Genomic DNA, 13,775 nt, shown 5'->3' with positions numbered 1-13,775 from the left:
ATCATTACTTCCTTTCCATGAAACAAAATATATCTTAAAAGAAATATTCTTCCAGCATCAGGCACAGTGCATGGTACACTGGAAGATGCAGCTCCTGAATCTTAAATGTCTCCTGCTCCGGCACGACAATCGCAGTGTCGCAGTATCCACGGATCCGCCCGCCGTCGCGTCCCAGAAGCCCGATAACCTTAAGCCCCTTTGCCTTTGCCGTCACGGCTGCATACAGGACATTTTTCGAATTGCCCGATGTTGAGATTCCGAGGAACACATCCCCCTCTTTTCCATATCCAAGCACCTGTTCCGCGTAAGTCATGCTGCCATCCACATCATTCATAAATGCGGTGGTCAGTCCTGCATGGCCGGTCAGCGCGATCGCCGGAAGTCCCTGCTGCAGTCTTTCAGAAAGTTCCGCCCCCATCTGCGGGTCTACCGTTTTAAGCGCCGCCTCTATCTCCGCCGAAACCGGGCGTTTCTTCACAAACCCCTTCATCAGCTCGCCCACGATGTGTTCCGAATCCGCACAGCTTCCGCCATTTCCGGCAATCAGAAGCTTTCCGCCGCGCTCATAGCACTCTTTCAACGTCTCATACGCAGTGCGAATATCCGCTTTTACCGGTGCAAGAACCGGATAGCGGCTGATCAGCTCGTCTAGGTACTCGTATTCCTTCATGATTTCTATTTCCTCCTGTCAGGTTTTTCGATGTCTATTGAGCTTCTGCATCGTAAAATAAATACTCCCGCTCAAACATTTCCAGATTGTTCTGCGCTTCTTCCTCCGGCACCTCTGTGTCGGATACCCGCGCAAGCATATTTCCATTTTCAAAAAACAGATCGGTCAAACTGCCTCTGCGGATCAGTTCCCGCAGAAGATCCAGACTCCACTCCCAGCTTCCCGGTCCCAGATAACCTGCTTCTGCGTAGACATAATCTGTCTTCGCATACGCCATATAGGTTTCAAACGCCTCCGGCGAGTTGACGAGTTCGACGTTGCCCCACGGCGATGTAATATCCTTATACGACTCCACATTGCACGGGAACTGCAAACAGTACGGATGCGTTCCAAATGCGATCACCCGGTTTTCCGGATCCTGCGACACCTCCTGCCAGATCAGCGTGTTTCCCTTTTCCTCCATCCGCGCCTGTTCCTGCGCCCGGTGGTTGACACGCCCTTTATTCAGAAGATGCATCTCCGAAAATCCAGCCGTCCACGCCCAGCTGCTGATCGCCGTGACAATCAGATTTAATACCAGCAGCGGTGCCAGGCACTTCGACGCGAGCGGATAAAAGCCGATTTTCTTAAAATACGCCATCGCCCGGCATGCCCCCAGAATCAGCATAGAATACAGAAGCATAAAATAATTTCCGTCGATCTGGTAAAGCATCGACAGGCTGATCAGACTGACGATCACAAATGGAACAAAAATCACCAATGCCGCGTTCCAGATACGGGATTGCTCCTCTCCCTTTTTGGACAAAATCCCATAAAGCACCAGCATCACAATCAGTACCGCCATCAGCGAGGTTCCCCACGCCAGAATCACATGCCCCATATCTTCGCCCTGCGGCTGCATCAGCATCTGCCAGATGCGCCGCGCCAGCACATGAAGCGTTGATTCCTCCTGATAATTCTGCGGCAGCTCAGAGGTGGCAAATGGATATTTCATTTTAAAACCAAACAATGCAAAAATCGAAGTAAATACCGAAGTAACCGGCATTCCCGTGATCTTCATCGTCCGCGCCCAGATACCGGCCAATGCCCCAAACGGCAGGCATAATGAGCCAATCAGGCGGACCATATGGTGAAATAGGTCAGCCACCGCCCCGCGCTCATGGAACCAGAACCACAGAAGGTACAGCCCCATCATGCCAAATACGGCAGTGGAAAAGACCAGGGAGGTCGGCTTCATCGTGAGGGACAGGAAATAGGAGCCGGCTGCTCCGGAGAGGATCATCCAACGATTTTCATACACTTGAATATACTGAAAAAAGCTCCCCAGCATAATAAGCTGCAGCAGCCACGTAATCAAATCCGCCTTGGCTGTGAGCGCCATATTCATAATGCCCGGCACCGAGATGGTCAAAACAGCTGCCATAATTCCCGGCAAGACGCTGCGATACGTTAGTTTCTTCCCTGTCTCCTGCTTTCGATTACTCGTCAGCAGTTTCGCATTCCAGACCATCGCCCCAATTCCCAGGACTGCCAACCAGAGGTTAAAGAACGTCAGGTAGCTGTGACTCGCCAGATCGCAGAGCGGCAGGGTCAGCACCTCAAAGCCCTTCGAATACACATAGACCATGCCGACCAGCCCCGGATTCTCATAAAGCCCGGTTCCGCCTGCCACGATATACTGGGAGCGAACGCCATACCAGAGTGTATCAAAATCGAGTGCGATATTCAGGCGTCCTACCTGAATCAAAAACATCAAAACGCACCAGCCAGCCGCCAGCGTCCATGCCCGGCGCACCCGGCGCGGTATTTCCCGCGATGCCCCGCTGCCAGTCGGTTTGTTACTGTTCACGCATACATGCCCAGTAACGGAATTTGCCGTGGCTTCGCATTTAAATACGGCAAATGCCTGCTGCCACCACGTTTTCTTACGGCACTTTCGGGTCCAAAAGTGCCTACCTGTGAACAGTAACGCCTGTTTGTTACTGTTCACGCATACGTGCCCAGTAACGGAATTTGTCGTGGCTTCGCATTTAAATACGGCAAATGCCTGCTGCCACCACGTTTTCTTACGGCACTTTCGGGTCCAAAAGTGCCTACCTGTGAACAGTAACGCCTGTTTGTTACTGTTCACGCATACGTGCCCAGTAACGGAATTTGTCGTGGCTTCGCATTTAAATACGGCAAATGCCTGCTGCCACCACGTTTTCTTACGGCACTTTCGGGTCCAAAAGTGCCTACCTGTGAACAGTAACGCCTGTTTCCCTGTCTCAATCACCTGAACCGACACCTTGTCCCTGCCATCCAGCATCCAGGAAAGCTTCTGCCATCCCATGATGCACTGGTGGGAAATCGAGGAAAAATCAAATCCCAGCGCCGCCGCTCCCAGGGCATAGACGATCAGGCGCATCCAGGCGATTTTTCCAACGCCAAGGGCAGAAAGCAGACAATACACAACGATTGCAAAGGAGGTTCCAAAAAGGAAGTCCATATAAAAAGAAAAATAAGGCCGCTCCCAGACCCTTCCCCTGAAAAACACCTGTTTTCTAAAAAACCTCCCGATCGCCAACAGGCTAATCAGATACACCGCCGACACCACCATCGGCAGAAATACCACATGAATCCAGGAAAACACCAGCACAACCGCCGTCAGCCAGTACATCCGGCTGCGTCCGCGCTTCAAAAGCGCCAGCCCCCCAAAGATCAAGACTGCCAGAATCGCAATCTCCACATACATCCGCTTCGATTCCGTGAAATGAATGTAATCTGCGAAAAAACCATTTCCCGTAAACAGCGTTTTCGCCGGAATCAGAACCGCCGCCACGCAGAACAGCACCAGAAAAAGACCAGCCATGCGCACGGCTGCGTCTGGTCGTCCGTTTTTTCTCTGATTCTGCATGTCGATGGTTCCTCTCTTTCTAGTTTATGTACTCCCGGAATCTTTTTGTGAGCAGCATTCTATATACGCCCGTCTAAAATCCCGCGCACCGCATCCAGCAGCGTATCGGCATACGCGTCATAACCGCCCACCGGGCAGCTTCCGTCCTCTTTTATAAGTCCAGCCGCCATATCTTCCGCATGTTCTTTTGCCCCATAGCCGGTTCCTACAAGGACTCCGGTCACGCCGAAGTTTTTTCCTGCCTGCGCGTCGATGCGCTTGTCCCCGATCATATAGGAATGTGCTTTATCAATGCCCCCCGGCAGATCGCGCTCTGCCATCTCAAACATTCCTGTCTCCGGCTTGCGGCAATGGCATTTTTTCTTATAAAGTCCAATCCCATGCTCCGGGTGGTGCGGGCAATAGTAGAACGCATCTACGTGTGCTCCGTCACGCCCCAGCACCTCATTCATATAATCATGAAGGATTTTTACATCCGCCTCGGTATAGTAACCCCTCGCCACGCCCGCCTGGTTGGTAATGACGATCACCTTATATCCGGCCTCGTTCAGGAGACGGACTGCCTCTGCGGTGCCGTCAATCAGCTTCAAATCTTCTTTTCGGTGAAGATAATTGACCTCCACGTTCATCGTGCCATCACGGTCAAGGAATACTACTTTACAGTTATTTTTACACATGGAATGTATACTCCTTATCCGGCATCTGCACCTGAATATCGCGGTAGTCCCAGCGGTCTTCATCGCAGATCCAGCTCTGTGCGCCGCGCAGTTCGAAATTCCAGTCCATCAGCTGTCCGCCTGCCGCTTCCAGACGGTGCGCCACCTGATGTTTGACGTTGTATGGGCAGTACACAAGAAGGAAGCCGCCTCCGCCAGCGCCCAGAAGCTTTCCGCCGAGAGCGCCCGCTTTTTTCGCCTCGTCATAGAGCATATCAATCTGTGGATTCGTGATCTTGCTGCTCATCCGCTTCTTGCTCTCCCAGCCGTAGTCCAGAAGGCGGCCGAAATTGTGGAGATTTCCCTTTAAAAGCTCGTCCTTCATCGCATAGGAAAGCGCCTTTACCTCACACATCGCCTGAAATGCGTCCGGTTTCTTATAGTTGCTTACCTGATCCTTGATAATATTCGCGGATACATGGATATTGCCCGTGTAGCATAACAACAGGTTATACTGCAGCTCATTGATAATATCGCGGCGGATGCGGAGCGGGTTTACCACGACGTTGTTGCGTCCGTGAAATTCAATAAAGTTAAAGCCGCCGAAGGTCGCCGCATACTGATCCTGATAACCGCCGGAAATTCCCAGATCGATCCGCTCCACGCCGTAAGCCAGATCCGCCATCGCATAATTATCCAGCGTGATTCCTTTCCAGCGCGCCATCGCAGTCAGAAGACTTACCATGACGGTCGAGGAGGTTCCAAGTCCCGAACCAGCCGGAGCATCGCACTGTAAATAAACCTCACAGCCCTGCTTAATATCCATCGCCCGCAGCGCTGCCGTGACAAGATCCAGCCGTCCATCGCAGACGTAATTTTCCTTCGCATTGTACTTGACTGTCATATCAAAATCCAGGGAATGAACCGTGATCTGGTCATCATCTCTCGGAATGATCGAACAATATGCATATTTATTGATGGTACTTCCGATAATGGCACCGCCCTGTTCTACACAGAATGGTTCTACATCCGTACCGCCGCCGCCAAAGCTCACGCGCAGCGGCGCTCTTCCTCTGATTACCATGTAATGTCTCCTTTTCTTACGTCCTCCTGAAACCGGAAATAATCCTCCGGCACACCGATATCAATAAAATAGCCGTCATTTACGATGCCGCCGAGACGTCTTCCCTCCTGCATCCACCTGGGGATACACTCATTTTCCAGCGAAACTTTTCCCTCCGGAATCTCATCCAGCAGCGCCCGCTTCATCAGGTACACACCGCCGTTGATCGTGCCCGCCCCGGTATTGCCGTTTTTCTCATTAAAAGCGGTCAGCAGCCCGTCGGTCAGGCGTGCCGCCCCATAGCGGGAAATATCCGGCACGCCACGCAGAACCAGCGCCATCTCCAGATTTTTTTCCTGCTGAATCCGGCTCAAATCGCCAAAATCCATCTGATAAAATGTATCGCCGTTCAGGACAAAAAACTGCTCGTCCGTCACATATTTCCCGGCATTCTTGATCGCGCCCGCCGTGCCGAGCAGCTCTTCCTCATACGCATACCGCGCCCGGATGCCAAACCGCGCTCCGTCTCCAAAATATTCTTCCACCATGCCGCCCTTATAACCAACGGCAAAAATAATATCGTCAATTCCGCTCTTTTTCAGCCCCTGAAGCACATACTCCAGAAACGGCTTACCCTCAACCAGCGCCATCGGTTTCGGACGGTCGCTTACCACACTGCGAAGCCGCGTCCCCAGTCCGCCAGCCAGAATGATTGCCTGCATACTGTACTTCCTTTCTGTCTGTTGTTTTTCGTTTAATTATCTCTACTTCTATTCTTAAACTTTAACGTTTAATTTTGATCGCATTCCGACTAGATTATTCCTTGTTTTCACTTCTGGTATCTAAGCCGTTCGTCAACAGCTGGTAAACCCAGTTTAACTTATATATTCTACCACAGTTTACTCGCGATTTCTACCGCCAGAACACCTTTTTAACCTTATCCTCTCTATATAACAAAAAATACAGCCGGTTTGGGGAAACCGACTGCATTTTTGTTTGTATCAATGGGGATTGATCATATTTAGTTGCAATGTGATTCGTTCTATTCTGCCGGGAATCTCTTGATTCCCATTGTAACAATCTCCCTAAAGAGACGTATAATTGCCAGATGTACCGGTTCCGGGCATCCGTCTACGCTCGGTGCAACTCTGGAACCAATCGAATCATGGAATTCAACGCGCCAGCAGCTGTCCAGCACTCTCTTTTCTATCTCCTCGCTGCACATGGCGTCCAGATTTCCTTCTGCCAGTCCAAGCAGGCAGGCAATTCCATAACCAGCCCAGTTTGAGATAGCCGCCGAAAGCAGAACATCCACCTTTGCTACATCCAGTGCAATGCCGGAATGACACGGGCATTTACACATATTTCCGTTCTTTACCTTTTCTCGCACTGTTTTTTCAATATTTGCCATGCCAATCTCATTACCGCCATCGCCGATACCGATTGTCGCGATCCCGCGTTCACCGGCGCCGGTAAAGAGATAATCCATCTTCGCCTGGCTGGCAGAGAAGTCAAAGCCTCCCATTCCGTGGATCCTGCCATGCTTATTCATACCTCCACGTTCAATCGCCAGACAAAGGGATGGTTTATAGTGCTCCAGCAGTTCTTCGGAACGAACCCGGCAGGCTTCCTGATCAATCGGCATACCAATTACCGCAATCGTAGGAACCATTTCAAATCCCAATTCATCCGAAAGAGATGTTGAAAGTTTTTCCGGCTCTGTAATTGAAAAACCACAGCTTGACATAACCTTCTTCATATCTTCTACCAGATAATCATCTGTAATGACAATCGGCAGACCTTTTAATGTCAAGCGGATAGCTCTTGCAAGAGCCGCCGTACCTGGCGGTCCATCCGTCTCACTCTTCGTCGGGATATTGGCTGGCTGATCCGCCCATCCGGTTGTGATAAACACATAATCGCCGGGCTTAATCGACTTTTGCATTAATTCTACCGCCGCCAGCGTCATAGGCTTTCCATTTAAAAGCTCTCTGGCTGCATCAAACAGCACCTGTGCCGTACCACGCGCACCAATATCCACATTCATCAGCCGGTCGATTGACTCTGCTACATTTGCAAGACCGACATCTGAAATTAATTTGCGCATTTTCTCTCCTCCTTCTTTTGTTATTTATGGATGCATACTCAATCTCTTCAGACTGAAATACTCCTCAAGACCCCAACCGGAAGCGTCGCATCCGACGCCGGATTCACGAACCCCGCAATGCGGAAGCATCGGTCCGGTACTAAATCCATTTACATACAATTCTCCAAATTCCAAAACTTCATATGCTCTGGCAATCGCCCTTGCATCATGTCCGAATAAATAAGAAGTCAGTCCGGCTTCCGTATCATTCGCTTTTTTCAATACATCCTCAAAATCTGTATACGGGCGTACTGAAATAACCGGTCCAAAAATTTCTTCTCTGGATATCTTCATATCCTCATTCACATCTGCTACGACTGTCGGACTGATATAAGCGCCCTTTTCAAAGCCTGCAGGAACATCTCCGCCACAAAGTACCTTTGCGCCGCGCGCTTTTGCATCTGCGATTAAATCCAGTACCCGATCCCGCTCGCGGAAACTGATCATCGGTCCCATGACCATTTCCCCGTCGTCACGTCCCGCTCCAATCGTTACTTTTTTCAGGCGATCCAATACTTTCTGGCAGAACTCCTCATAACGTTTTTCATGTACATAAATACGGTTATAACCGATACAGGTCTGTCCGGTATTGCACACCTGGCTTTTTACAATCAGATCCGCTGCCAGATCCACATCTGCATCTTCCATCAAAATCGCCGGTGCATTGCCTCCCAGCTCAAGTGAATATGTTTTAACTGAAGACGAGCCTTGCGCCATAACCTGGCGGCCTGTTTCCGTCGAACCGATTAAGGTAATCATTTTCGGAATCCGGCTCTTATTCAATACATCTCCAAGTTCTCCCGCCGGACCTGAAATAATATTCACCACGCCAGCTGGAAGCCCGATCCGATGCAGAATCTCCCCCAGATAAAGGGTTGCCAGCGGTGTCTGGCTGGATGGTTTTAAAACGCAGCAGCAGCCAGAAGCGATTGTCGGCCCAATTTTAAGCGCTGCATTTCCAAGTGGATAATTCCATGCAAGATGTCCTACCACAACGCCAAGCGGGCGGCGATCCACCAGATGATAGAAATTTCCCCGGCGGCCTGCGTTATCTGAAAACGTAGTACCTGTCACCCTGCGGATCTCTTCTGCGAAAAACCGAAGACTGGAAATCCCCCAATCAAAATCATAGCATGCTTCCGCATATGGTTTGCCGGATTCCTGTGATAACAAATCTACAATGTATTCCCGCTCTGACAAAAGTTCTTTCGTATACTTTCTCAGCCATTCCACACGCTCATCCAGCGGCGTCCAGGACCATGTCGAAAATGCTTTTTTAGCCGCCTCCAGCGCTTCTTCTGCCTGTGCCCCGGTAGCTGCCTTAAACGATTCGAAATCGGTGCCGTTTGCCGGGTTCATAACGCGGAGCATTGTCCCCTTTCCTTCCACCAGTTCTCCACCAATATACTGTTTAAACATCTGTTTCCCCACTCCTTCCCTCATGAAACAAAATCATGACCGCTTAAAAGAGGCTGCGAATATAATTCTGGACGCTCTCTTTGTCATAACCATACTTTTTATAAAGTTCCTTTGCATCTCCAAACCCCGGATATACCTGCGGGATTCCAAAACGCTTAAAGGATTCAAGTGCGATACAGTTATCCGTAAGCACATCGCTGACTGCACTGCTCAGACCATTGTTCATCAAATGATCCTCCCAAGTGATAATTCTTCCTGTTTCCTCTGCTGCCCTGATAACCGCTTCCCGATCCAGCGGTTTCACTGTAAACATATCCAGCACACGGACACTGATTCCCTCTTTTTTTAATTCCTTTGAAATCTTGATCGCTTCTGCTACCATCTCTCCACAGGCAATAATGGTAATATCCGAGCCCTCGCATGCGGTATATGCCTTTCCGATTTCAAACTGAGCATCTTCCGGATATAAAACCGCATTGTTTTTGCCCGGATCCATGCGGATTGCCATCGGTCCTGCCCAATCCACGCTCTTTAAAATTATCTGACGGAGCTGCTCCGGATCAGCCGGTGCGCACACTGTCATATTTACCAGAGATGAAAATAATGCCATATCTTCCATTGCATAATGGGTAGAACCGCCGTTACCTGTCAACCCCGAGTAATTTGCAATAATACGAACCGGGAGATTCTGATAACACAGATCCGTGCGGACCTGTTCCAGATCCCGCATACTCATAAACGGCATCATACCGATAATAAACGGAATGCTTCCTTCCAGTGCCAGACCGGCAGAAACTCCCACTACACACTGCTCTGCAATTCCCGTATCGATAAATCTGCCCGAATAAGCTGCCTTAAAATCTGCACACCCCCAGCCAATATCCGGTGTCAGAAGCCAGATACGGTCATCTGTTTTTGCCAATTCTGTAATCGCATCTCCAACTACCGTCCGCCCAGAATTGAATTTTTCCAGTGTATACGATTCCTGCATAACTATCCCTCCATTTCCCGGGCAAGCCCTGCATCCAGATCCGCCAGTGCCCGTTTTAAATCTTCTTCATTCAGGCTTCCACAATGCCACTTAATCTGTTTTTCCATAAAGGAAACTCCATGACCTTTTACTGTGTTTGCCACAATTACCGTCGGTACCTTGCTATCCGGTGCCGGTAATTGATCCAGTGCATCCACAACTGCGTTCATATCATTTCCATCGATCTCTACTACATTCCAGCCAAAAGCTCTCCATTTGTCTGCATATGGCTCCAACTTTACTGAGTCTTCACTAAAGCTGGTCATCAGCTGACGGTTCCGATCCACAATCGCTATCAAGTTTCCAAGTTCCTGTGCGTGACCATTAATTGCTGCCTCCCAAACAGAACCTTCGCAGGTTTCTCCGTCTCCCATCATGCAGAATACCCGGTGTTTTTCTCCTTTATAACGCGCATGGGCTGCCATTCCGACACAGATAGCCAGTCCGTGCCCCAGGGAACCGGTTGACGCCTCTACGCCTGGAAGACGCACTTTACACGGATGCTGTCCATATGCACTATCCAGTTTTCCGTACGTCCTTACTATCTCGTCATAGTCAAAAAATCCACGCAGCGCCATGGTTATGTACATACATACCGCGCCATGTCCTTTGCTCAAAATAAACCGATCCCGCTCCGGCATCCGGATATTATTCGGATCAATCTTCATTGTATGGTGGAACAGACAGGTCAGAATATCTGCCATCGACATATCCCCGCCCATATGAATGTTTCCCTGATAACTGCCACAAAGCTTGCAGAGTTTAGTCCGAAGCTGGTACGCCATTTCTTCCAGGCGTCTTACTTCCTGTTTATCTGCCATATCCTTCTCCTCCTTTTTACGAAATTGTCAATCCGTTCTCTCCGCCTATCACACGTTTCAATGTAAAAAAAGCAGATAATGGTGTATATGCCCCTGTCACCAGTCCTTTCGGAATGCTGCATACTTCAATATCAAACTGAACTCCATCTGCGGTCACTTCGATTTTATGGGTATTTCCCTTTACATCCGGATCCGCCACAATTCTGGAGCGCGTCTTGTCAAATCCAAGCCCCGCAATCGCAATTCCAGCATGCACATTTACATTGCGCGGGAACTTCTTACAAGCTTCTCTGGTGCTTCCTTCAAAAAGAACTGTTTTCTCTGTTACGCTGCTCCCCAGATTCGCCGGTTTTTTTGTTGTTGTGATGCATACCTCTTCCAGTACTTCCCTACCGTCAAAAATGCCATCATATCCAAGCACAGCGCCATGCGGAATATAGATCTTTCTTCCCCATTCACTGCAGAGGTGCTTCGCCAGTTTTTCAAACTTTTCTTCTGCAAATGCACAGGATGAAAATGTCATCATATCCGCATATGGCAGAATTAACGGTGCAAGCTGCTGTACCGCCTGATAAGTAGCTGCTTCTACTACCAGATCCACGGAAAGCTCCTTCATTTTTTCTACCAGCTGCTCCGGTGTACTGATCACAAGTTCTGGCGGAAGACTGGCTGTCGCCTCTGGGTTCATATCATATATGAACCCAAGCTTCACATCGCCAAGCTCACCTAAACGTTCTTTTATATACCGGCCAATCAGGCCAAATCCTATCAGTCCTATCGTCTTCATAACAATTTCCTCCCACTCTGCCTAATACGTCAACATTCTAACCCTTGCTACCGTCTCCCATTCATCTACAATCTTTCCGTTTTCTGCCACAAGAATCGATGGATATAAAACCGTAGTCGGGCAAATATGGCTTGGTATCACATATAAAATGTCGCCAATCTGAGGGCGTTCCGCCTCATGGCCTTCCTCCATCTTCCAGAGCCAGTGTTCCTCACTCTGGAACATTGCTTTCGCCGCCACTCCTACCAGTTCGCCCCGAACCGGCTGGTCACAGGAAATTCCTTTGCTTCCCAGATCCAGTGTAAATGTATTTGATGCCGGATGACTGACAACCCGCGTCATAATCGCTCCCGCTTCCCAGAGCTTCAAATCCGGGGCATCTTTTCCGTATCTGGCATCCATGACAAAGGAAGTTCCCGGAGAAAGGAAATAATCGCTTACCTTTGCATGGCACGGAAATGACGGTGTTCCGCCTACAATCACTGTATCGCAGACAATTCCGCGTCCGAGAATATCTTGACGGACCTCTTCAATCTTCCGATCCATCTCATCTACCGCTTTCTGTCGTTCTTCCACATCCACCTGATGGTTATGTCCGTCATAACAGTGAAGTCCACGCATCTGAAGATTCGGCAGACGACTGCATCTCTCATAATAATCGGCTGTTTCAGACAGCAAAACTCCTGTCCGATCCTGTCCCACATTGACATCCAGAAGAACCGGAATTGTAATACCTTTTTCCCTCGCCGCTGCCGAAAGTTGAAGAAGCGTATCGTAGTCATCTCCAAGCGCCCAGAACTGGGTACCCGGCATTCCGAGCGTCAGGTCAATAAACCGTTCGATATTCGGTCCTACCAGCGCATAGGCAACCAATACATTTTCTGCCCCTACCGACGCTGCCATCTCTGCCTCGGAAATAGTAGCGCACATAAAATGTGTAAATCCCATCTCCATCTGCATCTTAACCAGTTCTCTGGTTTTATGTGTTTTTACATGATACCAGAGCCGGTTTGCTCCCCCCGCCAGTTCAATGGTTCTCTGTGTATTCTTCACAATCGCATCTCTATAATAAATCAACGCCGGGCTTACAATCTTTTCTTCACCCTTTACATGATAATTTTCCAATTTCATATTCATCACTCCTGCTCTGAACGCCTATTTTTTTAAGTATTTTCATTTTGGCAGAGAGGCAGCTGTTCCAGCCTCTCTGCCCATTTTTCTTTATTTCTTATTCTTCTGGAATGACACAAACTTTAATGCACTGACCGCTGCGTGCCAGATCAAGTGCCTCGCCGTAACGGGACAGCGGGAATGTATGTGTTACAATCTTTTCCAGCGGAAGCACACCGCTTTCGATGATACGGGCTGTCTTTTCCATGTAATATTTTCCAAGGAATACGCCATGAATTTCTACTTCTTTTTTCAGAACCTCTCCAACCTTGATCGGAGCTAATGCAGTCTCATCATGTCCGCACTGAAGCACTTTTCCTCTCGGGCGTACACAGTCGATACAATCCATCAACATTGCGGCAACCGCTTCAATACAATGATCGACACCTTCACCGTTTGTTTCTTCCATGCACACCTGTTTGATATCCTCAACATTCGGATCCACAACTCTGGTTGCACCTAATTCCAGCGCCTTATTTCTGCGGTACTCGATCGGCTCAGAAAGAATAATCTTTCTTGCTCCGCTTGCCTTCGCCAGTGCCAGATAAAGCTGTCCAATCGGACCGCCACCCAGGATGCAGACGGTATCTCCCACATGGATATTCAGCTTTTCAAGGGAATATCCACAGCATGCCAGCGGCTCTGCCAGCGCCATCAGTTCTGCCGGTGTATCAGCTGCGATTTTATACGCAAACTTTTCCGGAACCAGTGTATAGCTGGTTAATCCGCCATCCTTAAATACGCCCATCGCATTCGCCTGGCCTTCCAGTCCCGGCTCATCCAGATACAGATTCTTACACATTTCCGGAAGTCCGGCACGGCAGGCATCACAGTAACCACACGGTCCATGCGGGTCTACGATTACTTTATCGCCCGGTTTTAAGCTTGTAACCGCTTCTCCTACCTCTACAACCTGTCCGCAAAATTCATGTCCAAAGATAATTCCCGGACGGGACGGATGTTTCTGCGGAGTTGCAAAAATGTTAATATCTGTACCACAGATACACACTCCCAGCACTTTGATCATCACATCATCTGCTTTTTTGATGATTGGTTTCGGTCTATCTTCAATCGCAAATTTTCCAGGTCCTTTATAGATAATTGACTGCATATGCTC

General features: G+C 49.2%; 12 protein-coding genes. All 12 read right to left on the bottom strand.

Annotated elements, in window-relative coordinates; translation table 11 throughout:
* Positions 1-34: 34 nt before the first annotated feature.
* Entirely contained in the window at positions 35-670 is a 636-nt protein-coding gene (locus tag DXB70_RS02115; RefSeq protein WP_118672562.1) for an SIS domain-containing protein, read from the bottom strand.
* Positions 671-704: 34 nt separating this feature from the next.
* Positions 705-3,566: a hypothetical protein gene (locus tag DXB70_RS02110; protein ID WP_118672561.1), complete on the bottom strand. Its 2,862-nt coding sequence runs from the start codon at positions 3,564-3,566 to the stop codon at positions 705-707.
* A gap of 59 nt (positions 3,567-3,625) precedes the next feature.
* Positions 3,626-4,243: an HAD family hydrolase gene (locus tag DXB70_RS02105; RefSeq protein WP_118672560.1), complete on the bottom strand. Its 618-nt coding sequence runs from the start codon at positions 4,241-4,243 to the stop codon at positions 3,626-3,628.
* Entirely contained in the window at positions 4,236-5,306 is a 1,071-nt protein-coding gene (locus tag DXB70_RS02100) for a GHMP kinase (protein WP_118522164.1), read from the bottom strand. Before DXB70_RS02100 ends, DXB70_RS02105 begins: the two co-directional genes overlap by 8 nt.
* Entirely contained in the window at positions 5,300-6,007 is a 708-nt protein-coding gene (locus DXB70_RS02095; RefSeq protein ID WP_118522165.1) for a nucleotidyltransferase family protein, read from the bottom strand. Before DXB70_RS02095 ends, DXB70_RS02100 begins: the two co-directional genes overlap by 7 nt.
* 320 nt (positions 6,008-6,327) lie before the next feature.
* The gene (locus DXB70_RS02090) at positions 6,328-7,392 is read right to left on the bottom strand and encodes a glutamate cyclase domain-containing protein (RefSeq protein ID WP_118522166.1); all 1,065 of its coding nucleotides are present in this window, start codon (positions 7,390-7,392) and stop codon (positions 6,328-6,330) included.
* A 24-nt stretch (positions 7,393-7,416) separates the two neighbouring features.
* A complete protein-coding gene (locus DXB70_RS02085; RefSeq protein ID WP_182427282.1) occupies positions 7,417-8,850 on the bottom strand; it encodes an aldehyde dehydrogenase family protein in 1,434 nt (477 codons plus the stop codon).
* A 43-nt stretch (positions 8,851-8,893) separates the two neighbouring features.
* Positions 8,894-9,841 (bottom strand): transketolase C-terminal domain-containing protein, encoded by a 948-nt coding sequence (locus tag DXB70_RS02080; RefSeq protein ID WP_118522168.1) that lies wholly within the window; start codon positions 9,839-9,841, stop codon positions 8,894-8,896.
* Positions 9,842-9,843: 2 nt separating this feature from the next.
* Positions 9,844-10,701 carry a transketolase gene (locus tag DXB70_RS02075; RefSeq protein ID WP_118522169.1) on the bottom strand — a complete coding sequence of 286 codons (858 nt, stop codon included), beginning with the start codon at positions 10,699-10,701 and terminating at the stop codon, positions 9,844-9,846.
* 16 nt (positions 10,702-10,717) lie between these two features.
* The gene (locus tag DXB70_RS02070) at positions 10,718-11,488 is read right to left on the bottom strand and encodes an aspartate dehydrogenase domain-containing protein (RefSeq protein WP_118522170.1); all 771 of its coding nucleotides are present in this window, start codon (positions 11,486-11,488) and stop codon (positions 10,718-10,720) included.
* 21 nt (positions 11,489-11,509) lie between these two features.
* Positions 11,510-12,619 (bottom strand): D-TA family PLP-dependent enzyme, encoded by a 1,110-nt coding sequence (locus DXB70_RS02065; RefSeq protein WP_118629163.1) that lies wholly within the window; start codon positions 12,617-12,619, stop codon positions 11,510-11,512.
* Positions 12,620-12,716: 97 nt separating this feature from the next.
* On the bottom strand, positions 12,717-13,769 hold the full coding sequence (locus DXB70_RS02060; protein WP_118629161.1) for an alcohol dehydrogenase catalytic domain-containing protein: 1,053 nt from the start codon (positions 13,767-13,769) through the stop codon (positions 12,717-12,719).
* Between the last annotated feature and the right edge of the window lie 6 nt (positions 13,770-13,775).

This window comes from Clostridium sp. OM05-5BH (assembly GCF_003481505.1).
Taxonomy (GTDB): domain Bacteria; phylum Bacillota; class Clostridia; order Lachnospirales; family Lachnospiraceae; genus Otoolea; species Otoolea fessa.
This window is presented reverse-complemented; position numbering and strand designations above follow the sequence as displayed.